The organism is Salinisphaera sp. G21_0 (assembly GCF_017744115.1).
In the GTDB taxonomy this organism is placed as follows: domain Bacteria; phylum Pseudomonadota; class Gammaproteobacteria; order Pseudomonadales; family Endozoicomonadaceae; genus Endozoicomonas.
The window spans coordinates 12,574-39,011 of sequence record NZ_JAGHQW010000045.1 but is presented as its reverse complement, the minus strand read 5'-3'; the positions used below and the strand labels follow the sequence as shown (position 1 = coordinate 39,011).

25 protein-coding genes are annotated in these 26,438 nt (G+C 48.4%); 12 read left to right on the top strand and 13 right to left on the bottom strand.

Annotation, left to right across the window (positions count from 1 at the left end; translation table 11 throughout):
• Nucleotides 1–368 precede the first annotated feature (368 nt).
• On the top strand, nucleotides 369–845 hold the full coding sequence (locus tag J7439_RS18855) for a Z-ring associated ZapG family protein (protein ID WP_209203503.1): 477 nt from the start codon (nucleotides 369–371) through the stop codon (nucleotides 843–845).
• A gap of 49 nt (nucleotides 846–894) precedes the next feature.
• Here the strand turns inward: J7439_RS18855 and trxB are convergent, their stop codons facing one another.
• Nucleotides 895–1,848, bottom strand: coding sequence for a thioredoxin-disulfide reductase (trxB, locus tag J7439_RS18850; protein ID WP_209203502.1), 954 nt, complete (start codon nucleotides 1,846–1,848; stop codon nucleotides 895–897).
• Between the two features lie 182 nt (nucleotides 1,849–2,030).
• Between trxB and cysZ the strand changes: the two genes are divergently transcribed.
• Complete coding sequence (cysZ, locus tag J7439_RS18845; protein WP_209203501.1) at nucleotides 2,031–2,765, top strand: sulfate transporter CysZ; 735 nt, start codon at nucleotides 2,031–2,033, stop codon at nucleotides 2,763–2,765.
• A gap of 33 nt (nucleotides 2,766–2,798) precedes the next feature.
• The gene (locus J7439_RS18840) at nucleotides 2,799–3,140 is read left to right on the top strand and encodes a histidine triad nucleotide-binding protein (RefSeq protein WP_209203500.1); all 342 of its coding nucleotides are present in this window, start codon (nucleotides 2,799–2,801) and stop codon (nucleotides 3,138–3,140) included.
• A gap of 145 nt (nucleotides 3,141–3,285) precedes the next feature.
• Here the strand turns inward: J7439_RS18840 and J7439_RS18835 are convergent, their stop codons facing one another.
• Nucleotides 3,286–3,699: an OsmC family protein gene (locus J7439_RS18835; RefSeq protein ID WP_209203499.1), complete on the bottom strand. Its 414-nt coding sequence runs from the start codon at nucleotides 3,697–3,699 to the stop codon at nucleotides 3,286–3,288.
• Between the two features lie 185 nt (nucleotides 3,700–3,884).
• On the opposite strand from J7439_RS18835, the gene crp reads away from it, so the two are divergent.
• Both crp and sodC read left to right on the top strand, forming a co-directional pair.
• The gene (gene crp / locus J7439_RS18830) at nucleotides 3,885–4,538 is read left to right on the top strand and encodes a cAMP-activated global transcriptional regulator CRP (protein ID WP_209203498.1); all 654 of its coding nucleotides are present in this window, start codon (nucleotides 3,885–3,887) and stop codon (nucleotides 4,536–4,538) included.
• Nucleotides 4,539–4,619: 81 nt separating this feature from the next.
• The gene (gene sodC, locus J7439_RS18825; protein ID WP_209203497.1) at nucleotides 4,620–5,195 is read left to right on the top strand and encodes a superoxide dismutase family protein; all 576 of its coding nucleotides are present in this window, start codon (nucleotides 4,620–4,622) and stop codon (nucleotides 5,193–5,195) included.
• A gap of 193 nt (nucleotides 5,196–5,388) precedes the next feature.
• On the opposite strand, the gene J7439_RS18820 is transcribed toward sodC, so the two are convergent.
• The gene (locus tag J7439_RS18820) at nucleotides 5,389–6,420 is read right to left on the bottom strand and encodes a LacI family DNA-binding transcriptional regulator (RefSeq protein ID WP_209203496.1); all 1,032 of its coding nucleotides are present in this window, start codon (nucleotides 6,418–6,420) and stop codon (nucleotides 5,389–5,391) included.
• A 246-nt stretch (nucleotides 6,421–6,666) separates the two neighbouring features.
• On the opposite strand from J7439_RS18820, the gene J7439_RS18815 reads away from it, so the two are divergent.
• A complete protein-coding gene (locus J7439_RS18815) occupies nucleotides 6,667–8,769 on the top strand; it encodes an alpha-galactosidase (protein WP_209203495.1) in 2,103 nt (700 codons plus the stop codon).
• A 134-nt stretch (nucleotides 8,770–8,903) separates the two neighbouring features.
• The gene (gene melB, locus J7439_RS18810) at nucleotides 8,904–10,340 is read left to right on the top strand and encodes a melibiose:sodium transporter MelB (RefSeq protein ID WP_209203494.1); all 1,437 of its coding nucleotides are present in this window, start codon (nucleotides 8,904–8,906) and stop codon (nucleotides 10,338–10,340) included.
• Between the two features lie 220 nt (nucleotides 10,341–10,560).
• Here melB and trpC read toward each other — a convergent pair whose 3' ends face one another.
• From trpC to J7439_RS18785, 5 genes are all read right to left on the bottom strand, one after another.
• Complete coding sequence (trpC, locus tag J7439_RS18805; protein WP_209203493.1) at nucleotides 10,561–11,364, bottom strand: indole-3-glycerol phosphate synthase TrpC; 804 nt, start codon at nucleotides 11,362–11,364, stop codon at nucleotides 10,561–10,563.
• 17 nt (nucleotides 11,365–11,381) lie between these two features.
• Nucleotides 11,382–12,431 (bottom strand): anthranilate phosphoribosyltransferase, encoded by a 1,050-nt coding sequence (gene trpD / locus J7439_RS18800; RefSeq protein WP_209203492.1) that lies wholly within the window; start codon nucleotides 12,429–12,431, stop codon nucleotides 11,382–11,384.
• Nucleotides 12,432–12,455: 24 nt separating this feature from the next.
• Nucleotides 12,456–13,040, bottom strand: a complete 585-nt coding sequence (locus tag J7439_RS18795) for an anthranilate synthase component II (RefSeq protein WP_209203491.1) — start codon at nucleotides 13,038–13,040, stop codon at nucleotides 12,456–12,458.
• Nucleotides 13,040–14,530: an anthranilate synthase component I gene (trpE, locus tag J7439_RS18790; RefSeq protein ID WP_209203490.1), complete on the bottom strand. Its 1,491-nt coding sequence runs from the start codon at nucleotides 14,528–14,530 to the stop codon at nucleotides 13,040–13,042. Before trpE ends, J7439_RS18795 begins: the two co-directional genes overlap by 1 nt.
• 544 nt (nucleotides 14,531–15,074) lie before the next feature.
• On the bottom strand, nucleotides 15,075–16,985 hold the full coding sequence (locus J7439_RS18785) for an ATP-binding protein (RefSeq protein ID WP_209203489.1): 1,911 nt from the start codon (nucleotides 16,983–16,985) through the stop codon (nucleotides 15,075–15,077).
• Nucleotides 16,986–17,163: 178 nt separating this feature from the next.
• Between J7439_RS18785 and J7439_RS18780 the strand changes: the two genes are divergently transcribed.
• Complete coding sequence (locus tag J7439_RS18780; protein ID WP_209203488.1) at nucleotides 17,164–17,676, top strand: hypothetical protein; 513 nt, start codon at nucleotides 17,164–17,166, stop codon at nucleotides 17,674–17,676.
• 129 nt (nucleotides 17,677–17,805) lie between these two features.
• On the opposite strand, the gene J7439_RS18775 is transcribed toward J7439_RS18780, so the two are convergent.
• The 3 genes from J7439_RS18775 to J7439_RS18765 form a co-directional block, all read right to left on the bottom strand.
• Nucleotides 17,806–19,050, bottom strand: a complete 1,245-nt coding sequence (locus tag J7439_RS18775; protein ID WP_209203487.1) for a transposase — start codon at nucleotides 19,048–19,050, stop codon at nucleotides 17,806–17,808.
• Between the two features lie 68 nt (nucleotides 19,051–19,118).
• Complete coding sequence (locus J7439_RS18770) at nucleotides 19,119–19,268, bottom strand: hypothetical protein (RefSeq protein ID WP_209203486.1); 150 nt, start codon at nucleotides 19,266–19,268, stop codon at nucleotides 19,119–19,121.
• A 188-nt stretch (nucleotides 19,269–19,456) separates the two neighbouring features.
• Nucleotides 19,457–20,818: an RING finger protein gene (locus J7439_RS18765; RefSeq protein ID WP_209203485.1), complete on the bottom strand. Its 1,362-nt coding sequence runs from the start codon at nucleotides 20,816–20,818 to the stop codon at nucleotides 19,457–19,459.
• A gap of 220 nt (nucleotides 20,819–21,038) precedes the next feature.
• On the opposite strand from J7439_RS18765, the gene J7439_RS18760 reads away from it, so the two are divergent.
• The 3 genes from J7439_RS18760 to J7439_RS18750 all read left to right on the top strand — a co-directional run bounded on the left by J7439_RS18760 (nucleotide 21,039) and on the right by J7439_RS18750 (nucleotide 23,390).
• A complete protein-coding gene (locus tag J7439_RS18760) occupies nucleotides 21,039–21,197 on the top strand; it encodes a hypothetical protein (protein ID WP_209203484.1) in 159 nt (52 codons plus the stop codon).
• 247 nt (nucleotides 21,198–21,444) lie between these two features.
• Nucleotides 21,445–21,597, top strand: a complete 153-nt coding sequence (locus J7439_RS18755) for a hypothetical protein (protein ID WP_209203483.1) — start codon at nucleotides 21,445–21,447, stop codon at nucleotides 21,595–21,597.
• Nucleotides 21,598–22,028: 431 nt separating this feature from the next.
• Complete coding sequence (locus J7439_RS18750; RefSeq protein WP_209203482.1) at nucleotides 22,029–23,390, top strand: hypothetical protein; 1,362 nt, start codon at nucleotides 22,029–22,031, stop codon at nucleotides 23,388–23,390.
• Nucleotides 23,391–23,426: 36 nt separating this feature from the next.
• Here the strand turns inward: J7439_RS18750 and J7439_RS18745 are convergent, their stop codons facing one another.
• Nucleotides 23,427–24,122 carry a phosphoglycolate phosphatase gene (locus J7439_RS18745; protein ID WP_209203481.1) on the bottom strand — a complete coding sequence of 232 codons (696 nt, stop codon included), beginning with the start codon at nucleotides 24,120–24,122 and terminating at the stop codon, nucleotides 23,427–23,429.
• Between the two features lie 3 nt (nucleotides 24,123–24,125).
• Complete coding sequence (gene rpe / locus J7439_RS18740; protein ID WP_209203480.1) at nucleotides 24,126–24,803, bottom strand: ribulose-phosphate 3-epimerase; 678 nt, start codon at nucleotides 24,801–24,803, stop codon at nucleotides 24,126–24,128.
• A 339-nt stretch (nucleotides 24,804–25,142) separates the two neighbouring features.
• On the opposite strand from rpe, the gene J7439_RS18735 reads away from it, so the two are divergent.
• On the top strand, nucleotides 25,143–26,171 hold the full coding sequence (locus J7439_RS18735) for a hypothetical protein (protein WP_209203479.1): 1,029 nt from the start codon (nucleotides 25,143–25,145) through the stop codon (nucleotides 26,169–26,171).
• Nucleotides 26,172–26,438 lie beyond the last annotated feature (267 nt).

The following is a 26,438-nucleotide window of genomic DNA, read 5'->3' as shown; positions in this document are numbered from 1 at the left end:
TGATGTTCTTTTATCACTCTTTGACGAAAGCAGCTATAAAAAGTCTGTGGATTCTGCTCGAATCTGGCTTTTGCCGTTATGGGCTAGCCCGGATATTTCATAAACTGCCCCGAATCTCGCGCGGGACTTTGTCGCTCTAAGGGATTTTGTGAAGGAGCGCCGTACCGGGGAGTACGGTCGACTGAGCAAAACTCCCTCAGAGCGGCAAAGGACAAGCGAGAGCGGGGGCACGTTTATGAAATATCCGGGCTAGGCCAACTTCAATGGAATCTATACAATCTATTTATAGGCAGGCGCTAAAGCACATGGCGTTGTGATTTAAAGACAAGGGCGCGGGCCCCACTAAGTGAGGCGATACTGTGGAAAACATGAATGTACTTTGGTTTATCGGTAGTCTGGCGTTTCTGGCGGGGATTCTGTGTGGTGCGCTCGTTTACCATTTACTGTCCGGTGCAAAATCCCGTAACGGCAGGCTGGAGAGCCAGCTGGATGAACTTCAGCAGGAATTCAAAGAGTACCAGGAGCGTGTGGGAGATCACTTCACCACATCCGCTCACCTGATCAATAAACTGACTGATACCTACCGGGATGTCCATGAACATCTGGCCAATGGTGCAGAAGCGCTCTGTAAGGATGAAGAAGTCCGCAACCGGCTTGGCGACTCCCTGTTAAGCAGTAATGCACTGTTGTCCGGGAAGATTCATAAGCGTCGTAATGAACGCACGCCACCCCTGGAGCAGCCCAAGGACTACGCGCCTAAATCCAGCCCTGATGAACAGGGAGCGTTGGCTGAAGAGTACGGTTACGGTGAGTCTGCGAAAGAAGGAACGACCACCGATAAATAAACGGTGACTTACAGGCTTCCTGGCGAAGAAGCCTGTAAAGACTCTCTATTTAAGCTTCCAGCGCATCCAGATACTTCTCGGCATCCAATGCTGCCATGCAGCCAGTACCTGCAGAGGTAATCGCCTGACGATAGACATGATCCATAACATCCCCGGCGGCAAATACCCCCTCTTTTGACGTCAGTGTGGCATTGCCTGTAAGACCGCTATTCACACGGATATAGCCATCTTTCATGTCCAGCTGACCGGCAAAAATACCGGTATTCGGGGTATGGCCGATGGCGATAAAGCAGCCCATTGCGGATATTTCTTCAGATTCACCACTTAGCACGTTTTTAACCCGGACGCCGGTGACCCCCATATCGTCGCCCAGAACTTCCTCCAGAACAGAGTCAAGAACCAGTTTGATATTTCCGTTCTGCACGCGATCCATCAATTTGTCCTGAAGGATTTTTTCTGAGCGAAATTGCTGGCGACGATGAATCACAGTAACGGTTCTGGCAATGTTAGAGAGATAGAGCGCTTCTTCAACCGCCGTGTTGCCGCCACCAACCACGACCACATCTTTATTTTTGTAAAAGAATCCATCACAGGTTGCGCAGGCAGACACCCCTTTACCCTTGAAGGCTTCTTCGCTGTCCAGGCCCAGATAGCGTGCGCTGGCTCCGGTGGCGATAATCAGGGCGTCGCAGGTATACGTGTGGCTGCCTTTCAGGGTGTAGGGCTTTTGGCTGAAATCCACTTCTTCGATATGGTCAAAAATAATTTCAGTACCAAAGCGTTTGGCGTGGGCTTCCATCTCCATCATCAGGCCGGGGCCCTGAAGCCCTTCCTGTCCACCGGGCCAGTTATCGACATCCGTTGTGGTGGTCAGCTGGCCTCCCTGTTGCATGCCGGTAATCATCACCGGATTGAGATTGGCTCTTGCGGCATAGACTGCGGCGGTATAACCCGCAGGCCCGGAACCAAGAATTAACAGGCGGGAGTGTCTGATTATGCTCATTATGTACTCCATTAAGGAAGGGGTAATGATTAAATGGCCTTATAATAGCTATAGCCTTTGAGCCATGGCAATTGGCAAAACTTATTGGTTTTATTGTCTGTCCCTATTAAGAGAAGAAAACAAGAGAAATAGCTGTTGCTGGTGTAATATTCCGTTTTTTGGCAAGCATTAACAATAAAGTGATGATACATAACACCCCTGCATCAGGCCCCGGTTACTTTATCCGGGGGCTGAAAATGATTTTACTGCCACAATTGCGATGGTTTGTTTTGATTCCGCTGGTCATTAATATTCTGGTGTTTGCCGGGATTATTTATTGGGCATCGGGACACTTCTCTGTGTGGATGGAGCAACTCACTGGCTGGATGCCTGATTGGCTGGCATTTCTGGAGTATCTGCTATGGCCACTGTTCTTTCTGGCCCTGGCGGCCGTGATGTTTTTTACCTTTACCATTATCGGGAATTTTATTGCGGCCCCGTTTAATGCATTGTTGGCGGAAAAAGTGCAGCAAATGGAAGGTGCCGAGCTGCCTGATCTTAAATTGTCTGACTGGCTGACAATTGTACCGAGAAGTATTGGCAGGGAGTTGCGTAAACTTTTGTATTTTCTGCCCCGGGCAATTGTGCTGCTGATACTGTCCTTTGTTCCGGTGCTGGGGTTTGTGTTGTGGTTTTTATTTAATGGCTGGATGATGGCTATCCAGTACTGTGACTATGCAGCGGATAACCGGGGTGTCTCGTTTTCCGACATGTTATCACGATTGAAACCGAAGCTATCAACGTCGTGGCCTTTTGGTGCGGTGGTTAACCTGGCCATGTTGATACCGTTGATCAATTTGCTGATTATTCCTGCTGCAGTCGTTGGTGCAACGCTGTTGTGGGAACGGGAAATAGAGCAGCCTGTGGCCGCAGGGTGATGGGATCTTTCATATAGGCAAGGAGTGGGTTTAATGAGTTGTCTTTTCTGTAAAATTGCTGAGGGCGATATTCCCGCAGATAAAGTATTTGAAGATGATGAGGTGGTGGCCTTCAGGGATATTAACCCGGCGGCTCCAACCCATATTCTGGTCATTCCGAAAAAGCATATTGCGACCATGAATGACGCCGTAGCAGAAGACCAGCCACTGCTTGGCAAGATGATGTTGGTGGCAAAAGACATCGCAGCCAGCGAAGGGGTAAGTGAGGATGGTTTTCGCCTGGCCGTGAATACCAACAGCCATGGTGGGCAGTCGGTCTACCATATACACATGCATTTGCTGGCGGGACGTCAAATGCAGTGGCCGCCGGGCTGATTGTGAGTCTTTGCGAAAGGCCTTAAAAAGAATGAAACCACAAAGGCACAAAGACACAAAGTTTTTTCTGGGCTTGCCTGATTTTCAGGCTCAGCTAACAAAAAAGGCTTCCTTTGTGCCTTCGTGTCTTTGTGGTTTAAATCATCTATTCGGTTTCAATAATCTCGTAACTGTGGGTGATTTCAACACCACCTTTGCCCAGCATATGGGCAACCGAGCAGTATTTTTCGGCGGATAAGTTTACGGCACGTTCCACCTGGGATGCTTTGATCTTGCTGCCTTTCACCACAAAAGACAGGTGTATTCTGGTAAATACGGCGGGAATGGCATCAGCACGTTCGGATTCAATGTTCACATGGCAGCTGGTCACTTTCTGACGCGCTTTTTCCAGGATATTGACCACGTCCACCGAAGAACACCCACCTAAACCCATCAGCACCATCTCCATGGGGCTCGGTGCGCTCTTCTGGTGTTTATCGGCATCCATAACGATGGAGTTGCCACTGTCGGTCAGTCCCAGAAAACGCTGGTTATCAACCCACTTGACTTGAGCCTTCATTTGAAATTCCTGTTTTCGTTTGACTGTTTCTATTTGGGGGCAATTCTAAAGCCTTTGTGTCAAAACAGCCATTCAATCAGAATTCTGTATTCTTCGTAACAGCACCCATTCATCGAATAGTGCCAAGACAGTCAAGAAAAGTTTGCGGTATGATGTGATCAAAACAAGGCAGTTGTGGTGAGAAGATGTTGGCAAAGAATTTACCTGTCAGACCAGCCTCCGGAGTAAAACACTTTTTGTCTGTTTTTTTGGACATGTGCTCCCGGAAAAACTATCCGGCCAGAAGTACCATACTCTGTGCTGGTGATACTTCAGAGACACTATATTACATCATCAAGGGTGCTGTATCCGTGGTTATTGAAGACGATGGTGGTCGTGAGATGATCGTCGCCTATCTGAATCAGGGTGACTTTTTTGGAGAAATGGGTCTTTTCGACGAGGGCCAGCAGGAACGCAGTGCCTGGGTTAAGGCCAAGACCGCCTGTGAGGTAGCGGAAATCAGTTACCGGCAGTTCAGGGATCTGGTGCAGAAAGAACCCGAGATTCTGATGATGCTATCTGGTCAGATGGCTGCCCGATTGAAGGATACCACCCGGAAGATGGGGGATCTGGCATTTCTCGATGTGACCGGCCGGGTGGCCAGAACGTTGCTGGATTTATGCCGTCAACCCGATGCCATGACGCACCCTGATGGGATGCAGATCAAAATAACCCGTCAGGAAATTGGTCGTATTGTCGGTTGCTCCCGTGAAATGGTTGGACGGGTTCTGAAAAGCCTTGAAGCCCAGGGGCTTGTTTCGGTAAAGGGAAAAACCATGGTTGTGTTTGGCACCCGTTAGCAAAGCCGTAATAATCAGCCCTTGTTGAGTGTCATTGGAACCTATACTGAGGCTTATATGTTTTCTCAGGGGTTTCATAACATGGCTAATAAAAGTATCAGGTTTCTGGCTCTGCCGATCGCGCTATCTGCTTTGCTGTCCGGGTGTTCAAATAATACGGATCAGGTTGAAGGCAAGGTAGAGGAAAAGCTGGAAGTTGCGATGTTTCAGGTGACTCCGGCAGGTAATGGGCCAACAATAGGCAACGTGTTTATACATCATGCTGACGATGACGATGTCACCAAAGGGATTAGACTGCAGCCGGCACTGCATGATCTGCCACCCGGGAAGCATGGTTTTCATGTTCATGAAAATCCCTCCTGTGAGCCAGGAGAAAAAGGTGGCCAGAGCGTTGCTGCCCTGGCCGCAGGTGATCACTATGACCCAAACAGCACCGGTCACCACGAGGGGCCTGAAGGTCACGGGCATTCTGGGGATTTACCGGTATTAATGGTTGATGAATATGGGAACGCGGTCAGCCCTGTTATAGCACCTCGACTTTCACTCTCTGAACTGAAGGGGCGTTCACTGGTGATTCATGCCGGTTCCGATAACTATTCTGACAACCCACCCCTGGGTGGCGGTGGTGCCAGAATAGCCTGTGGGATTATTCAATAACTGACGTTATAAAGGCTGGCTGACCCTCTCAGGGCGGCCTTTAATTTTAAAGGGTATCTGTATTTGATGATTGATAGGATGACTTATTTGATAACAGAACTTTCTGCGTAACTGTTGATTTTTAATTTCTCGGTATTTTAGTAGTCGCAGATATTGTCAGCCCAGCGCCCCCCCCTGAAAACCGACAAGACTTTTACACCTGAGTCGAACTCTCTCTAATGACCAGAGATACAGGAACGGTAACGGAAACTTTTTGCTGAAGCTCAGTCTTCCTGTTGGTGGCGTCAGCATTGTTTCCACTAAGCATTTGTAATGTGTTTTCGACAATGACTTCTCCCAGCCTGGTAAAGTCTTGCTGCACTGTTGTCAGTGCTGGCTGATACACAGCGCTGTCCGGAGTGTCGTCAAAGCCGGTCACGGCAACGTCTTGCGGAACAGAAAGACCATGATCGTGCAGAGCTTTCAATACCCCCAGGGCCATTTGGTCATTTGCACATAAGATAGTATCAATGGTGGTATTGCACTTTAACACTTCGGTAACTTGTTGATACGCTTCATGGGCTGACCAGTTCGCCACCACTTCACCAACTGGCTCCAGTTCTCGCTCCTGAAGGGCCTTTATCCAGTTTTGTCGCCGTAGACCAGCTGCCGGTGAGTTGCCGGGGCCGTTGACAAAAAAGAAACGCGTTCTTCGGTTACTGATTAGATGTTCAACAATGAGCCGGGCTCCTGATCCATGGTCAGACATAACCGTAACAATATCCGGTGCCGGATAAGTGTCTGCAAAGACAATAGGCATATCTGGAAAAGAATTGGTCAGGCTAACCGCCTGTTCCCGGGCAATAGGCATATTAATAACGACTGCATCTACCTGTTGGCTTCGCAGTTCCTGAATGGCTTTCATTACGTCACCAGAAGATATGTCATCAACAACAGCAAGAGCCACACTGTAACCATGCTCCTGGGCTGCCCGACGGATACCTCCTGCGACCATCGCGGCCCCGAAAAAAGTCAGGTCCAACGTTACCAGGCCAATCAATCTGGACTGTCTGCGGCCAAGCAGTTGGGCATTTTTGCTGGGAATATAACCCAGCTGCTCGATAGCGGCCCTTACCCGTTGACGGGTACTCTCTGTTACATTGCTGGCATTGTTGGTTACCCGTGACACGGTCTGGGTGGATACCCCAGCAAGTTGTGCCACATCCTTGAAAGTCACTTTTACCATTGGCTTCATTCTGCACGTACACAAAACAGCAGCTCATCAGTTATAAAATTGTATGCAACAGGGAGCAGCTGTTTACCGTTATAGGTTCCGACAGCACTCTAACATTAAAGAGGCCGTAACCGATATTGTTCTGACGGGATTAATGTTTGCGAAAACATTATTTATTGATAAGTATCAATACTTCTCAAATCAGCGTCGTATATTGTTCATTCATGCAAATGTTTTCGCAAACATAAAGAGGTCAGTGTGACGAAAATCGTTCATTTAACGGGGCGAACTACCAGTCTGGTGATTAAAACGGCTCAGATGCCTGAAATTATTCACTGGGGACGAAAATTGTCGTCTATAACTGAAGATTTGATATCAGCAACACAGCGTCCGGTATCTCAGGCACGCCTGGATACTGATATTCCGTTGACGTTGTGCCCGGAGAGCGGTCGGGGGTTGTTCAGCGCACCGGGCATTGAAGGCCATCGCCAGGGTAAGCACTGGGCACCGGTCTTCATATTAAGTGAAGAGAGTGTCACACCACATACGGTTTCTTTTTCAGCAGTGGACTCAATCGCCCAATTGCGGCTGGATATGGAACTGGCAATAGAGGCAGAGAGTGATATCTTGCAAAGCCGGATGACCATTACCAATACCGGTGACTCTGACTATATCCTGAATAAGCTGGCTAATACCCTGCCGCTACCCACTTATGCTACCGAACTGATGCATTTTTACGGTAGCTGGATTCGTGAATTTCACACAGAACGCAAAGACCTGATTCATGGTTCTTTTATTCAGGAGAACCGTCGTGGGCGAACATCCCACGAAAATTTCCCGGGTGCCATGGTTGGTAGCAAGGGTTTCAGTGAGCAGTCCGGTGACGTATGGGGTTTCCATCTTGGCTGGAGTGGTAACCACCAACTACGTGTTGATGCAAAAAGTGACGGTCGTCGTTTTATCCAGGCCGGAGAGTTATTGCTGCCCGGAGAGATCATTCTTGAGCCTGGCGCAAGCTACACTACACCATGGTTGTATGGGACATACAGCAGTGAGGGATTGAATGGCATTTCCTCACGCTTCCACCAGTATGTTCGCTCTCATATTATCAGTTTCCCCGGGGCAAAGCCCCGGCCGGTCCATTTGAATACATGGGAAGGTATCTATTTTGATCATAATCCCGCATACATTATGAAGATGGCGGAAGGTGCTGCAAAAATCGGGGTCGAGCGCTTTATCGTGGATGATGGCTGGTTTATTGGCCGTAACCATGAGCGGGCAGCACTGGGTGACTGGTACCTGGATGAAGTTAAATACCCTGACGGTTTGGAACCGGTCATTGCCCGGGTTAATGAATTGGGTATGGAGTTTGGTCTCTGGGTTGAGCCGGAGATGATTAATGAGGATTCCATTCTTTACCAACAACATCCGGATTGGCTGCTGAAACTGGACGGTTACGAACAACCTTCCGGACGCTGGCAGTACGTTCTTGACCTGCAAAACCGTAACTGCTTCAACTATTTGTATGAGCGCCTTGATGGCTTGTTGAGCCGTTACAATATCAGCTATCTGAAATGGGATATGAACCGGGAGCTGGTTCAGCCCGGTCATCAAGGGCGTCCGGCTGTACATGGTCAGACACAAGCCTTCTACCGGTTGATTGACAGTCTGCGGGCTCAACATCCAATGGTGGAAATAGAGTCGTGCTCGTCCGGTGGCGGTCGTATTGATTATGAAGTGCTGCGTCGCACACACCGCTTTTGGGCCTCTGACTGTAACGATGCGCTGGAGCGCCAAACCATCCAGAGAGGTATGGGGTACTTCTTTCCACCTGAAGTCATGGGTGCCCATATTGGACCAGAAGAGAGTCACAGCACCAAGCGGCGCCACCACATCAATATGCGTGGGTTGACAGCACTTTTTGGACACATGGGTGTCGAGCTTGATCCGGTGCGGGAATCCAAAGAACAGATGCAGGGAATGGCGGATTATATCGCTCTGCACAAACGCTTTCGGCACCTTATACATTCCGGTACGGGTTTCCGACTTGACTGCACCGACACTAATCGCCATGTGTATGGTGTTGCTGGTGATAACGAACAACTGCTGGCCATCTGTCAGCTGGCCATGGGTAGCCACACGCTACCGGAACCCGTGCGTTTCACAGGGCTTGAACCTTGCCGGAAATATCGAATTAATGCCGTGGATGTTGCCAATGGCAGTTTCCAGCTGATGAAGCAGAAGCCTGGTTGGATAGACTCAGGATTGGTACTTTCTGGTGAAGAACTGATGCATATCGGGCTTTCCATGCCACTGCTAGACCCTGAATCCATGATGCTGGTTCACCTGGAATCTTGCTAAACAATCCCTTAAAGCGATGGGCCTTTAAATGATCGAAAGGCCCTCTCTGATAATCGGATTTGATATTCAATAGTTAAAAGCGTGTAAAAAAATTAAATGTCTCAAGCAGACCTATAATGGTGATGGGTAACCCTATGTTAAATAAAACTGCAGAAGAACATACAGGTCGCGTCAGTCTAAAGACCCGGCTTTCCTATGGTATTGGGGGGTTTGGAAAAGACTTTGGTTTGATTGCCATTAATACTTTCCTGTTCTTTTATTACACCGACATTATTGGTGTGTCTGCTGCTTTTGTCGGCACTGTTTTCCTGTTTGCCCGTATCTGGGACACCATTAACGACCCCATTATGGGGTACATCGTCAGCAAAACAAAAACACGCTGGGGTAAATACAAACCCTGGATCCTGGTTGGCAATCTACTTAACGCCATCTTTATTGTTGCACTGTTTTCTGCCCATCTTTTTACCGGTACGGAACAGCTGGTATTTATAGCGGTCACCTATGTGGGTTGGGGTATGACCTACACCCTTCTTGATGCACCGTTCTGGTCAATGATTCCAACCATTACCCTTGATAAGGGAGAACGCGAAAAACTGATGCCTTACCCACGGCTGTTTGCGTCCCTGGGCGGGTATCTGGCCAGTGGCCTCGGTGTAGCCGCCGTCAACTTTCTGGGTAATGGCGATGAAGCCAGGGGGTATCTGCTGTTTGCCGTGGCCTGCGCACTTCTGGCCATTATCAGCGCGCTGGTCACCTGTGCATGGACTGAACAGAATATTGAAGTCAGTGAAGATCCGGACCAGTCGTTCAATATCAGAGACGCCCTGACCCTAGTCTTCGGGAATGATCAGTTTATCACGCTGATGCTGATTGCATTCCTGTTCTGTTTTTCTGCCAATATGACAGCAGGGTTGAATCTTTACTTCTATACCTATGTCTTAAACGACAACAGCTTATTTTCTGCTGCCATGCTCTGGGCGGGTATTTTTGGCACCGGCTCTCTAATTGTATTTCCCAGGCTGGTTGATGCTTTTGGACGCCGAACCATCTTCTCTTTCTCACTGCTTATGCCGGTTGTTTCAGCGATGGTTCTGTTTGTTGTTGCCAACTTTACCCAGGGCTCAGTGTTTCTGATTGCACTGGCTGGTATTGCCTTTGGATTATCCAACGCCCTATACTGGCTGATGGCGATATTAATGGTCGCGGACTGTGTGGATTATGGTGATTACAAGCTGAACATGCGATCCGAAAGTGTCTCTTATTCAACCCATACCCTGATTTTTAAATGCACCAGTGCTCTGACTGGCTTCCTGGTGGGTGTCTGCCTTACTGTTATCAATTATGTGCCAAACCAGGTTCAGTCAGCTGAAACCCTGAATGGCCTCCAGCTTGTCTATCTGGCACCGGCTGCCACTTGCCTGATTGCTTTGGTTGTGTATCGCTACTTTTACCGATTAAATGGTTCTGTGCTGGACAAAGTTCAGCATGCCCTTGAGCAGAGATACGTTAAAACAGACAGAGTGCCTCAAGATAGTTACGATGCGACTATTTCTCCAGTGATGGTCATATAATTGAATCTCCATTTTAATGACATTCAACTTAAAGCCCTGACGCTACTTTGCTCAGGGCTAATCTCTTCGGCCGATTCAGCCTCCTGGAAAACCACGTTCAAAGAATGACCGGGCAGAATTAATCACAAAGACCTGATGTATCAATCAGAAAATACGATTTGCCTGCTGGGATCGGGTTTATGTGATTTTTGATTTGCCAATCACAGAATACGAATAACCATTATAAATAACTGCCAAACAACTGGCTGAGCGCTTCTCCAGGATCCTCCCGGCGCATAAAAGCCTCACCCACCAGAAAGCTTTTCACATTATGCCGGACCATGGATTCCACATCCTGTTTTGTGTGTATACCACTTTCCGTAACCACCAGCCGACCATCAGGAATCCGGTTCAGCAACTCAAACGTGTTGTCCAGACTCACTTCAAACGTATGCAGATTGCGATTGTTGATACCGAGAATAGCGCCCGGCAATGGCAGTGCTCTTTCCAGCTCATTGGCCCCGTGCACCTCGACCAGAACGTCCATTCCAAGGGATTGTGCCAGCGCATTAAATTCACTGAGCTGTTGGTCAGACAGTGCGGAGACGATCAACAGGATACAGTCAGCACCAATCATCCGGGCTTCGTATATCTGATACGGGTCAACCATAAAGTCTTTGCGTAACACCGGCAGAGAGCAGGCATCCCGGGCGGCCTGTAAAAAGCGGTCACTCCCCTGGAAGAAATCCTGGTCCGTCAACACGGACAGGCAGCTGGCTCCGGAGCGTTCGTAGCTTCTGGCGATGTCAGCAGGCTCGAAGTGTTCCCGAATAACCCCTTTACTGGGAGAGGCTTTTTTGATTTCCGCAATGATGGCGGCCTGCTGCTTTTCCACCCGTAACAGCAGGTTGCGGGCAAAGCCCCGTGTTGGGGTGTTTTGTGCGGCCAGCGTTTTTACTTCATCAAACGGCCTGGTATTCTGGCGCTCAGAAACTTCTTCATGCTTGCGTGCTATGATTTTATTCAGAATCGTCGGTAGCGACATGAATTGAATCCTCTCACTTACCAGTTGGCTGCTTCTGCAGAAAAAACGCGGGTGAAGCTGGCAAGCTCTTTCATTTTCTCCAGCGCCAGGCCACTATCGACGGCGTCCCGGGCCATCAGAATACCTTCCTCAAGGCCACCGGCAACCCCCGAAAGATAGATGGCGGCACCGGCATTCAGGGCGATCATGCTGGCGGCTTTTTCAGCGTATTTTCCCTCCTGTTTACCGAGGGCGTCTTTGATCAGCGCCAGTGATTCATCACTGTCTTTCACGTCCAGCCCGATCAGGCTTTGGGAGTTGATATTGAAATCTTCCGGTGTCAGGGTGTATTCGCGGATGTTGCCATCCTTCAGCTCAGCAACGTGAGTTGCACTGGCAATACTGATTTCATCCAGTCCATCGACAGAATGCACCACCATAACATGCTCATTGCCCAGTTCACGCAGTACTTCGGCCATGGGACGGCATAGCTCCCGGTTAAAGACACCAATCAGCAGATTTTTTACGTTAGCCGGGTTAGACATCGGCCCAAGAATATTAAACAGAGTACGAATGCCCAGCGCCCGGCGTACACCGACCACATTTTTCATGGCTGAGTGGTGGGCTGGTGCAAACATAAAGCCAACCCCCACCTCAGTAATGCAGCGGGCCACCTGATCAGGGCTGATATCCAGGTTGACGCCAGCCTGCTCCAGAAGATCGGCGCTGCCACTTGAGCTGGAAACCCCACGGTTACCATGCTTTGCCACTTTGGCACCGGCAGCCGCACAGACAAATGCCGACGCTGTTGAGACGTTGAACAAGTGGGCTCCATCCCCGCCGGTACCGACAATATCCACCAGATGCTCAGCGTTTACCTCAACCCGGGTAGCCAGCTGTCGCATGACCATGGCCGCCCCGGTGATCTCTTCAATGCTCTCGCTTTTCATCCGCATGCCAGTCAGAAAAGCGGCAATCTGGCTGTCACTGCACTGGCCTGTCATGATCTGTTGCATGACCTTGACCATTTCATCCCGGCTCAGGTCAAGATGTTGTACTACCCGGTTGATGGCTTCTTTTATCTGCATGTCTTCATTCCCTTAAATCAATGGTTATATGGACTGTTTGAGAAAATTGGCCAGAAGGTCATGCCCCTGTTCGGTCATAATGGACTCCGGATGAAACTGCACGCCCTCAACGGGCAGCTCTCTGTGGCGAACGCCCATGATCTCGTCATTGCTGCCATCGGCAAATTGCGTCCATGCGGTGACCTCAAGACAATCAGGAAGACTCTCTTTATCAATAACCAGTGAGTGGTAACGGGTTGTGGTGACCGGGTTGGCCAGACCCTGAAACACCCCGAAATCCTGATGGAAGACCGGGGAAACTTTACCGTGCATCACCTGTCGGGCGCGAACAATCCTGCCGCCATACACCTGGCCAATACTCTGATGGCCAAGACAGACACCCAGAATCGGAACCTTACCCTGAAAATGTCGTATAACATCCATGGATATGCCAGCTTCGTTCGGCGTGCAGGGGCCTGGGGAAATAACGATATGGTCTGGCTTTAGCGTTTCGATGTCATCAATGGTGATGTGATCGTTCCTGTGGACATCGACAGTAGCCCCCAGTTCTGAGAAGTATTGAACCAGGTTAAAGGTGAATGAGTCGTAGTTGTCGATCATTAACAGCATCAGTGTTTCATCCCTTTAATGAATCCGGTTTGGGCCATGGCTACCGCACGAAACAGGGCACGCCCTTTATTCATGGTTTCTTTCCATTCCAGGTCAGGGCTGGAGTCAGCAACAATACCGGCACCGGCCTGAATATGGAGCTGCCGGTCTTTGATGACCGCTGTTCTGATGGCAATAGCGGTGTCCATATTGCCGTTCCAGGCCAGGTAGCCCACTGCGCCGCCATAGACGCCCCGTTTTACCGGCTCCATTTCATCGATGATTTCCATGGCCCGTACTTTGGGCGCCCCACTTAACGTCCCTGCGGGTAGCGTAGCTTCTAGTACATCCAGGGCATCCAGTCCACTTTTCAGTTCGCCCGTTACATGGGAGACAATGTGCATAACGTGGGAGTATCGCTCAATGACCATCTTGTCCGTCAGTTTTACTGAGCCTGTGGTTGCTACACGTCCAACGTCGTTTCTTCCCAGATCGATCAGCATCAGGTGTTCTGCCAGCTCTTTGGGGTCATTGAGCAGCTCCTGTTCGAGGGCTTTATCCTTCTCTTCGGTATCACCCCGCTTTCGGGTGCCGGCAATGGGCCTTACGGTCACCTCGCCATCTTCCAGCCGGGCCAGAATTTCAGGAGAAGATCCGACGACATGAAAATCCCCCAGATCCATGTAATACATGTAGGGGGAAGGGTTGGTGCTTCGCAGTGCCCGGTAGAGATTCAGCGGTGAGCTGTCATAGGGGATCGACATTCTCTGGGAAAGAACCACCTGCATTGCGTCACCTGCCAGAATGTAATCCCGAATAGCGCCAACGGAATCTTTGAAGGCTTCTTCGCCAAAGCCTGATTGAAAATCATCTTCACAGGCGGGGTTCAGAGAGGCCTGGACCGGAGGTTGAATATGGCTGGTCTGCAGCTGGCGGACAAGGTTGTCCAGGCGGAATTGTGCTTTTTCCAGTGCGGCTGGTTGATCAGGGTTGGCATGGGTAATCAGGATCAGTTTGCCACTGAGGTTATCGAATACCACCAGTTCGTCAGACACCATTAACAGAATGTCCGGTGTATTCAGCTCGTCCTTCGGGGCGCTTTGTGCCAGTTTGGGTTCAATGTAGCGGATCGTATCGTAACCAAAATAACCCACCAGGCCGCCGGTGAATCTGGGCAGTTCAGGCAACTCCGGCACTTGATAACGTTGCTGGAATGCCTTGATAAACGCCAGCGGGTCGCTGGTGGTGTGTTCTTCGACAATCTGGCCATCGATTTCGATCTGAATACGATCGCCGTTGACCCGGAGCAAGGTGCGGCAGGGCAGGCCAATCATCGAGTAACGGCCCCACTTTTCACCGCCCTCCACGGACTCCAGCAGGTAGGAGTAGCGGCCATTGGCCAGCTTGAGATAGGTGGTTAATGGTGTATCAAGGTCTGCCAGAATCTCACGTACAACAGGGATGCGGTTGTATCCTTCTCTGGTCAGACGCGCAAACGCTTCAGGCGTCATAGCAGCTCTCTCGAATAAGCTAACAGGATTATTGATTTAAATTATCTATGTTTGGCAACAACCATGTTGCCGTTGGGCTAAGTGAAATTTGCAGGCCTATGGCCAGCGCCAGGAGGCAGTAAGGAGGGAAGTTGAAGACAAGGAAGTATCGGAACAGCCGTTATGGTCGTTGTATCTGAGTCGAAAGCTATGTTGGTGATAACGGTCTTGGCTTTGACAGGGCTTCACGGCAAACTCCGTACCAGGGCAGGATCTATCCAGACTCTTTAGTACTGCTTTATGTCATTATGATCTGCAGTACTGCTTTATGTCATTATGATCTGCGCTAAGGGTATATGACTACAGGGGCTATTGCAAATCAGCGAGTATGCTGACCCGATGGGGGTTCCCGAAGATGAGAGTGCATCGGGCGGGGCAATCAGTGTGTCTGGATTTGAGCATTGGCTGCGTACGGTTTTGATATTGATCTTTTCCTGAAATCAGTGGTCAAAGGACTGCTTGATATGAATTTACAGCCGATGATGTTTCCCCCCAAGCTTGATATCTATCCAAAGAGCGCTCCTTCAGTGCTTAAGATAGAAAGAAAACTCTTTTTTGACCTCAGATTATATTTTCCCGGCTTCGATGGGGGAGGGGAGGTGACAGGATTTTCATGAGCATTACACATGATTTTATCCGTTTTTTCACTGATATACTGATTTAGAATCTGCTGATTGAGGGGGTGAACTTCTTTTTTTGCAGCAAAAGAACATAAGTCATTGCAAAAATCATAAACATCAGAAACCAGACAATTATCTCCCAGGTAATTAACGGCGGGGGTCAATTCGAGAATTTTATCCTTGTCCATAAACCTCTGCAGCTGATGAGTCAGTAGCTCCTCTATTCCGGTCTGGTTCAGCCCCTTGACTTCAAACTGAGTACCTAATCGCCCTTTCCTGAGAGCAGCAGGGTCAAGGGCGTTTGGCCGATTAGTGGTTCCCGCCACGATGATGCGATTCTCATTTGCCGCTTCTATATGCCTTAGCAATTCGTTAGTTCGTTTAACATTGAAATGAGAGCTACCGTTCCGTTTCGGAAGCATACTGTCAATTTCATCAATCATAATTATGGCCCCTTTTGCCTCACAGGCTTTTTCAAACATATCAGCAATGTTTTGCTCGCACTCATCCACGAAGCAACTTCCAACCGTTTTAGGATTCATCTCATAGAAAGCCAGATCCAAAAAATTCGCCAGTGCTTTCAGCCCACGAGTCTTACCAGTTCCCGGGATGCCATATAACAAAAATGATTGTGGAAAGTAGAGGTTATAAAGTTCATAAAATTCAGGTTTTAATAGCTGTTGGATGACATGATTCCTGAAAAATTGAGTCAGTTCCGGTTGACCATGCAGGATAAAATCCTCCAGTTTTTTACCAAGTGGTTCAACTTCCTTGTTGAGCCGTTGCGTGATGCATTGATCAATGATTTTCTGATCTATCTCAAACAAGCCAGCCCTGGCGCATGCCTGGCCCACTTTGATGAAGAACTCATTCACGACTTTTCTACACTTGTCTTTTCTGTCAATGTCGCTAACCCCTTCAGGGATTCGGTCAGACAGTTGGTCGGCAACCTGTTTCCAGTCAACATTGTCATTCACGGAATACTTGTGTCCACGAATGTACTGATTGATACTGGCCAATATCTGCAAGGCAACCTTCTCTTGTGGACTCCAATGGTTCTGTTGATTAAACCGGTAACACTTGAACTGTTTATCCAGTAAAAGTTCAGGTATTTGTTCTTCCCGGGAGGCCATGACCATAACAACAGCATTGATATTGTTGTGTTTGAGCTTGGAACGAAGTTGATTCAGTAATGTTTGTATACAACTGTCATTGCAACAGTCCACCTCGATAGCGATGACAGCATAGCTCAAACCGTCTTCTTTTATCTGCAGGATCATCTGGTCTATGGCGGAGCCCTTATTGATTTCAGTCAACTGATAAACCGGGTTCCCGAGGGTATCCTGCAGTTTGTTGATTATCTCCTGGCGGGAGTTGTTATCAGAACCTAATAGTACGAGCCCTTCTGGCTGGTCTGCAGGAGCAAAGTGTGCATATGACTCCTGGTGTTTAAAGGGAGTCACCACATGTTCATTGAGAAAATCTGACAGTGAATCGTTATCTGCAATGGTAACTTTGCCTATTTTACTAAGATTCAATATGAATGGTTCCAAAAGTATTGACTTGAATTGTAACTGTCTTTCACTGAGTTTTAAGTCAACCAACCAGCCCGGACGCTTATCAGACTTGATCTTTTTGACAAGATTAAGGCGCTGTTCACCAGGTAATTGCTCAGCATGCCTTTTTAAGGCGGATACTGAAGAGGATAAAGATTCCTGCGAAGTTCTTATCTTGTTCAAATACCAGAGAGTTCTAGCGCTGAGTGATCCGTCGTATATCGTCGAATTTGAATTCATAGCATGACCGTCATATAGATAATGTGCATCTCGTTCGACTTCCTGCTTCTGAAAAGGTTCCTGACTCTTTAATGATGCAATGCTGCAATTGTTAGCAAATCTGATCAATTTGTCAGTTTATCCGGTTAATCAATAGGGTAGGTTCTTGATATGGCAGAAACTATTCAGGGAGATTCACATGATAGGAAATTCCACCGATACTCAGGGTCTGCAGCAGGCTGAAGTTCAGGGACTGGCGCAGACTCAAGGCTTGTTACCGAGCAATTTCAATAATCCAAAAGCAATATCTGACCAGCGTTCACATAAAGGTTACGGGTCGTTAACGATCAGGAAAAAGATCACCGATTACCTTATTAGCCGACCTTTGGTTTATATCTGCAATAAAGTACTGTCAATCCATTTGAAAATTGCACTATGTATGAAAGGGGCAATTGATCGCTCAGAAACATCACTGAGTTCGGCAGAGAGAGAAAAGGTAAATGGTTTCCTGAGTGACTTGCATACTCGTGCCAGCCAGCTGATACAGAAGCTGGATGTTAACGAAGTGAGGGAAAAGGTTAAGCAGTCTTTCATGGATCTTGAGCTGATGGATTGCAGAGGCGAGTGGACTCAGGAAATATTCGAAATAATCAGTAGTAACTTATCCGATGATACTTCGCAGGAAGCAATAGAAAGCAGCTACTCCCGATGAATACACGTCAGCTGCCATAACCTGAAAACTGACGTATTCGTAATTTCTGAAAACACAAAAAGATCTCAGCTTTCGCTGCTAAGAAAAATAACTATCACAACCCTGAAAAACTCTGGCTACCTTGCCAAATCATGATGTGTCAAAAGCTATCTTTTGTGCTTTAGCACCATGGGCAATGGCTTTAAACAAACTATCCCAGCTATCAATCATTAACGTGAGAAAGAAGCTGGTGATTTTCCTCCATAATCGCTTTCGTGTAGGCTTCTTAGGCTTATTTAAGGCCTGTTGAAATTTTGGACAAGACAGTTCCTGAATCTGATCAACCAGGAATGCCAGAAAAGTAAGGTAGGCGAAATTTGTAGCCAGATGTTTTTCGCCATGACCGTAATTGTGTTCAAGTTGATAGCCTTGATTTTTCAGGCTATTAAACGTTTCATTTTCAATCCGCCATCTACAACGACCTCCTCGCATCACGGATTCAACGGTATCATCGTTTAATTCAAGATCTGTTACCCAGCACCAGACATGCTGGATCCCTTTTTTGTCGATTTCAATGTAATCCAGAACATTAACCCGCTCTGTTTCATTCTGAAGATTGAGGGGAACGTTATTGGCGTAGCGGAATTTATGAGTCGTGTTATTTTTCTCATCAACGATTTTGTGGTGATGAGCCTGGCCTTCGTCATAAAGGGCATTCATGGCCTCAATAAGCGACACATGGTTACCATCTTTGGCCACGATGATATAGTGCCAGCCATACTCTCTGATCAGAGTAATGGTAGGGTTGTCCGCATATAGGCCATCCAGCAGAATCACCAGTTTCAGGCGTGGATGGTCGTGCTTTGTCTGCGCCAGAAAACGTCTTATTGCCGCTTTTTCACAATCATTTTTTTTGCCCTCGTTTTTAATGCAGCAGTCATCACAGCGGCAGGTACCCGAATAGAAGAGACCAGTACCATCAATAGGAAGCAGATAAAGATCTTTCAATTTGCCGCATTGGAATGCATAAGCTTGAAGGGCACCATTGCGCTGAACGACAGAAAACAATTCTTTAAACGGCGTCTTCAACCCAAGTGGATTAACCGGGTCAACAACCTCTCTCATTCTGGTGTCGGAGGGGACTCTGCCATCTTTGACGTGATAGAGCTTTTCAAGATTATGACAGCAAATTTCATCAAGCCGCTCTTCATCGAATCCTAATAGTGAATCGAACTTTTGATGCATCATCGCAAAAGCAGATTTCAGGAAATTAGGAAAGGGGATCACGCATTTGTTTGGACGATGATCTGGAATGCTGTCGAAGCATTCTGATACCTTTTTTATCAAGTAAGAAGCACTGAATTGCCTGACATTTTTCTGAATGGCCGTACCCATGACTGACCCGACGACAATGATTGAATAACATAAGATTTTAGTCGAAGAATTGTGCGGGCATGATTTTTTTACCTCTTCTGTATCTCCCGTGGCTGTAGTGCTTCAGGATTCATCGGGAATTGCTGCCACTCCACCTTTTCCTTTTTAGTCTTGCTGTTGTCCATGGGGAAAACATCCATATCCAGTGGGATATGCTGGAGCTTGTCCAGCTTTAGCATTCAGCCCAGTATTTAGGGTACGAAAAAAGGTTGGGAGCAATATTCTTAAGCATAAGATTGTTGGATGATAAAAGTTGGATGGTATTGTTGCAGAAAAGGTGTGTATACAACAGGCAGGATTTAGGCACATTTTGTGATCGAAACCGCTATGGCCCGGACAGCCTCCTGGCAATCAGTCCGTTAAACGGCTATTGGTGTTGCAGGATTATGGCGTCCACATCCTCTGATCGGGGTATCCCATGACCTGTCATTTCAGTTGCAATGGTATTGAGCAGGGACAGGTTCAATACGCCATTTTCTTGCAGGCCAGGGTGATCGAGGAGTTCTTCCACATGAGCCCTTCGGGGAAAGCCATTGGCGAGCATCATTCTTGCAATGGCGTCCAACAGGGGCAGGTTCAATACCCCATTTTCCTGCAGGCGAGGTTGATCAAGGAATTGTTCCAACTGCTCGATACGGGGAAAACCACGCATGTGCCTCATGCTTGCAATGGCTTGAAACAGGGGCAGGTTCAATGCACCATTTTCGTCCTGCAGGCGGGGGTGATTGAGGAATTTGTCCATCTCTTCTATTTCGGGTAACCCTGACCTGTACATCATGCTTGCAATTGCCTTGACAAGGGGTTGGTTCAATTCGCCATTTTCCTGCAGTTGAGGGTGATTCAGGAATCGCTCCAGCTCCCCATTCCGTGGCAGTCCTGACCTGCACATCATGCCTGCAATGGCTTTGAACAGGGGCAGGTTCAATGCACCATTTTCGTCCTGCAGGCGAGGGTGATTGAGGAGTTGGTCCAGATCCTCCATCCGGGGTAAACCTCGCTGGTACATTATGCCTGCAATGGCTTTGAACAGGGACAGGTTCACTGCGCCATTTTCTTCCTGCAGACGGGGGTGATTGAGGAGTTGGTCCAGATCCTCCATCGAGGGTAAACCTCGCCCATACATTAGGTCGGCAATGGCTTTGAACAGGGGCAGATTCAATACACCATTTTCCTGCAGACGAGGGTGATTGAGGAGTTGGTCTACATGCCCCATCCGGGGAAGCCCACCACCCGTGGGCATCATGTCTGCAATGGCGTTCAACAGGGGCAGGTTCAATGTGCCATTTTCCTGCAGGCGAGGGTGATCAAGGAGTTGCTTCACATGCACATGCACCATCTCGGGAAGCTCACGCCCATAAGTCATGCGTGCAATGGCATTCAAAACGGGATCTTCCCGCAGCCAAGGGTGCGCGTGGAGTTGGTACAACTCCTCCATGTAGGGGATGAGGGGGCTCCAATGGGGTGTTCGAGATCGAAAAAAGGTGTAGCGTTGGGCAACAGGGGCTTGTTGAGTATCCCTTTCATTAAGATTGGTTTTACATATAGGACAGTAATTTTCGTTCAGTCGCCAAAGCTTCAGGCATTCTTCATGAAACATATGGCGACAACTGGTTACCATTACTTCTTTTCCCGCAAAAGGATGAAGACAAATAGGGCAGTCGTCTGACTCAGTTTGATAAGAGACGATTGGCGGGTTATTGTGGTCAGAGCCTGTTATCTTTCTCTCCATATTACCTGTCCTGTAATATTTGATTTTACTTTACCCGATTTGATTTGCGTTATCCTTTTTGGTTCCTTGGTTAGCTACTTATTCCAGTGCTGAAATGCTTTCATGATCTGATCGGTCAAGCGGTTCGTTTGGTCGCTGCTTTGACGGCATCGACCGATTCCTGCAAGACAATCGATAGCGGATACCATAACCACAGGGACAGGCTTCTGGTAACAAACCGGTGGAATTCCGCCAACTGCTGCTGGCCGTTGATGCCGGTCTGGCAACGGGGACGAACCGCCCGGCACTCACCGGTCAGCCTGCATACCCGTCAGCTATCGCTATTGGTGCCAAGCACATGGCGGCTGAGAACGGCCATTTACAATGCCTTAAACTGTAGGTTACCCATGGAGCGAGTGTCAATGCCACCAATAATAAAGGCAAAACGCACCTGTTGATGGCCACCAAAATCAGCAGGATCGAGGCCCGTCAAAAACATGTAGCCTTGGGCAGACTAACCGATGGCAACCGGCTGCTCGAAGTCTGTTCCAGCAAAACAAAGGAAAACGACACCGGATGCCTGAAAGAGCTGCCTGTTACAGTGAAGGAGTACCATTCCCTGTAATAAACACGGTATCTCACCCCTGATGGCCACGGCATTATGGGGCAAATCGGAGTATCTGAAATGGCTGCCTGAGGCAGGAGCAGATATCAATGTCACCTCAACCAGGGGCGCGACGGCTCTCCACCTTTCAGGCAGAGGGGTAATCGGTGCCTTGAAGTTGAGCAATACTTTATGAATGGTTGCAAAAGTATTGACTGAAATTGTAACTGTCTTTCACTGAATTTTAAGTCAACCAACCAGCCGGGACGCTTATCAGGCTTGATCTTTTTGACAAGATTAAGGCGCTGTTCACCAGATAATTGCTCAGCATGCCTTTTAAAGGCGGATACTGAAGAGGATAAAGATTCCTGCGAAGTTCTTATCTTGTTCAAATACCAGAGAGTTCTAGCGCTGAGTGATCCGTCGTATATCGTCGAATTTGAATTCATAGCATGACCGTCATATAGATAATGTGCATCTCGTTCGACTCCCTGCTTCTGAAAAGGTTCCTGACTCTTTAATGATGCAATGCTGCAATTGTTAGCAATTCTGATCAATTTGTCAGTTTATCCGGTTAATCAATAGGTTAGGTTCTTCATATGGCAGAAACTATTCAGGGAGATTCACATGATAGGAAATTCCACCGATACTCAGGGTCTGCAGCAGGCTGACGTTCAGGGACTGGCGCAGACTCAAGGCTTGTTACCGAGCAATTTCAATAATCCAAAAGCAATATCTGGCCAGTGTTCACATACAGGTTACGGGTCGTCAACGATCAGGAAAAAGATCACCGATTACCTTATTAGCCGACCTTTGGTCTATATCTGCAATAAAGTATTGTCAATCTATTTGAAAATTGCACTATGTATGAAAGGGGCAATTGATCGCTCAGAAACATCACTGAGTTCGGCAGAGAGAGAAAAGGTAAATGGTTTCCTGAGTGACTTGCATACTCGTGCCAGCCAGCTGATACAGAAGCTGGATGTTAACGAAGTGAGGGAAAAGGTTAAGCAGTCCTTCATGGATCTTGAGTTGATGGATTGCAGAGGCGAGTGGACTCAGGAAATATTCGAAATAATCAGTAGTAACTTATCCGATGATACTTCGCAGGAAGCAATAGAAAAGGCAGTCAGTGAGGTTTTCAGGAATATCAAGGACAATGATTATTTGATGCGTGCCATTCATAACATTATTAATGTCAGTGAAACGAACGAAGGCATGCTCGAAAAGGGTAAAAATGAAATTATTCATGAACTGGAATCGGTATTGCCATTTGCTCTGGCGCTTAATTTACTGACCAAAGCCCAGATTCAAAATACCGAAGTGCTGGAAGCGTGTGTTCATTTGTGGAAAAAAAAGCGAAATGAAATGGGGGGGGCTATCAGAGGGCTGGGTTTCAAAAAAGCGATTAAGCTCATCTCCGTTGAGCAGCCTATTGTGAAGATGTTGAAAGGTCGAAAGAAACCAAATTACCCCCATTCGCAGGGGCGTTGTATTCTGCCCTTTAATATTATTGAAGCGACTGCCGTGGAGGCAGTCAGTGGCCGTCACGAAAATGCCTGTGCAGGCTTGACCCTGGCCCAGCATTATCCTGGTAAATACACCCAATGTGCTTCTGAGTTGGATGAGCAGGGGCAGGAACCTCTGTTTAATTATCCGCTGCCGAAGCATTGGAGTGATCTCTACACAACCTGGAATATGCAGTTTTGCGCCACCTGCAATGAGCGACCCGAACTGCTGAGTAAGCTGTTGATACCGGCGGTGAGTGGTTATCAGGCTAAGCCCGGGGCTTATATATCGCGTCGGGCATATGCGTTATATACTGCGCTTAACTATCTGTTTTTCAGAGCTGAGAAGCCAAATCCGGTACCCGTTCTGCCAAAGGTTGTGGAGCAGGCATGGGGGCACAGCAATCGGGTTTGTTCACGTCTTTACCAGCGGAAGGTAACTTCGGAGGTGGCTGATTGGAAAATGGCAGTGGCTGCATGACTCCATCCGCGAACCTGGTTAAGACTTCGCTGAGTGTCACTGGAGGAGAGTGGTTAATGATGCAATCACCAAGTCAGGCTTGGCCCACTCAATAGGTTCACCATGATTATATCCATAAGGTAAGCCAACCACCCGGACACCCGCCGCTCTGGCGGCAAGAATATCATTAACGGAGTCGCCAATCATCAGTGATTGCCCGGCAGGACAATTAAACTTCTGCATGGCATACAGTAAGGGTAAGGGGTGAGGTTTTTTTTCAGACAGGCTGTCGCCCCCGATGGTCAGATCAAAGTAGTGATCAATACCCATCAGCTGCAGCAGGCGGTCAGTAAACTGCGCACTTTTGTTGGTAATAACGACCTGCTTGATACCGCGATCTTTCATCGCCTCAAGAAAGTCAGAAACCCCGGGGTACAGGTAGCTGTGATGTCCGAGTTCTTCGCTGTAGTAAGACTTAAAGCATTCATGGGCGGTCTCGAACAGAGAGGAATCTACCCGGCCTGGCTGATCTCCATGCATATCATCAGCCAGCGCGCGTTTCACCAGCGCAGGAATGCCGTTGCCAACCCATAGGCGGGTTTTCGACTCTCCGGCGGCAGGCCTGCCCATATTGAGCAGCATCTTATCCAGCGCGACGGCAAGGTCAGGCGCGCTTTCTATCAGCGTGCCATCCAGGTCGTACATGACCAGGGCAAGGTTGTTCAGAAATGGATGCCCGCTGGATGTTGTCATGGTTTATAAAGCCACGACTTCAGCCAGCTCGGAGCGCATTTGCGTCACGACATCCTGATAGTTGTCCGCGCCAAAAATGGCTGAACCGGCAACAAAGGTATCAGCGCCGGCTTCGGCAATCTGGCGGATATTGCTGGTGGTCACGCCCCCGTCCACCTGAAGGCGGATATTCAGCCCGCTATCATCAATCAGCTTGCGCACCCTGCACAGTTTTTTCAGGGTTGAGGGGATAAACTTCTGACCGCCAAAGCCGGGATTGACCGACATCAACAGGATCATATCCAGTTTGTCCATCACGTACTCAAGCACGTCGGGGGATGTTGCCGGATTGAGTACCAGTCCAGCCTGGCAGCCACCTTCGCGAATCAGTTGTAAGCTGCGATCAATATGTTCAGATGCTTCCGGATGGAAGGTGATCATGCTGGCACCGGCTTCAATAAAATCACCGATGATACGATCCACAGGGCTTACCATCAGGTGAACATCGATGGGCGCAGTGACGCCATACTTTCTCAGTGCCTTGCACACCATCGGGCCCAGGGTGAGGTTCGGGACGTAATGGTTGTCCATAACATCAAAGTGAATCCAGTCCGCTCCGGCGGCCAGAACATGATCGACCTCTTCGCCCAGACGGGCAAAATCTGCGGAAAGGATACTCGGGGCAATAATAAAGTCGCGCATGGTTTTCCTGATCTGCCTGTGTATGATTTCCGGCGATTGTAGCGGGTTGTCAGGGCGCTGTCAGGTGCAACCGGTTCTGACACATCGCAGGGATAGACCGGCCATCTCAGGCTGAGACCGCAGCGGAATGCCTGCACAATTATTCACAATGGTTGACATCGTCTATGCTTTTACTCCACGCACTGTGCTGACTGTGCATCCCGTTATCTTCTGGTCAACGGTCAATCGACTGGAGGAGTGATCGCCTCGAAAAGGTTAAGGTTCATTTGATTGGCAGCATTGTTGGTGAGGCTTGTGGTAAAAATAAAGACGATTTTTTCAAGCGCTTTGGTGTGGGGAATGAGGCGATATTGTTGTATCGCACTGATTATCACCGGCCAGGCAATGGCGACTTATCAGGGCCAGTCTGACGACGTTGTGGCTTCAGACTATATGGGCTCTGTGGAATTGAGGGATATCTTCGGTGTTAAGGGGGATTTGAAATATACCGTGGGGTGCCAGCAGGGGGTTGCTGAGTCCTGTCGAATAATGATTTCAGTCCCATCAGAGGCGGAAGAGATTGATCAAATGGAGGAAGTGGAGGATGGAGCTTTTGGTTATGTCAATTACCTTTCTTACCTTAAACGAACCGGGCAATTGTTGCTGGTGGACTATGAGGCAATATTGACTGAATCCGCATCAGAGGTTTCGGGTTACAAGGTGCGATTTAGCACGGAAAGTAAGGTCAGGCGGTTGGTAAAAAAAATTGATTCAAGGACAATGCCTGCCCCTTTGCAGAAAAATCCGCTGTTACTTTTTTTAATTCTGGCAACCCATCAGTCAGCCCTTGATTTGATGCTGTCCCCGGAAAGAACTCTTTATATTATGAGCCTGGAGTGGATGGATCTTAAGTCACTGTATATCAGTAGCGCAGGGCGGGGGGGGATTTATGGTTATCGATATTACAAATTTCCCAGAGATAATGAGCTTTTTTTCGATCTTGGCGGGCCTTTCAGTATAAACGGCCTCTCAGAAGGTGTCGGGTTCAGCTTTGCCGATAATGACAGAACGCAGCCTCCCGTGAGAATGGTGACCGGGTATCACGGGGATCAGAAAAACGGTTTTGTTAACAGGGTATCTTTTATCGTCACTTACGCTGCCCTTGCCGGTGGTTTTGGTGTGAGTTTATGGAGTCGAAGCATTATTGGCTTCCTGCTGAATTCCCTGTTACTGGCCGTTGAAGTCCGAACCAGTGCCGCTTCCTCAGAGCTTGAGAGGCTTGGCAGAAGATTGCTTCCGGATGGTCTTCAGTTTAATCCGGACTTTCAGGGGCGGCATATTTTAAAAGTCCTCAGGGCTTCTGACAGCGATTTGCAGGTTGCTCGTTAGTCATGTCGCCCGGAGCTATGCAAATTAATGATGTAAAACCATGTGCTGGCAAAATATCCGGTCAGCTATTCCCCGGATGTGCTGTCACAGAAGGCATATAGTGTGGTTCCGGGTTTTTAACAGAGATCCGGTTCGCAGGGGGCTTTATTTCCTCTTGCCAAACGGTATAATACCGCTCCCGTTTCCCGATTGAGCGCCCAATGTTTTGAACAGGCCGGTATTGCTGATCTGGGGCTATTAGCCTGGCTCTTGCCCAGCAGGGAACGG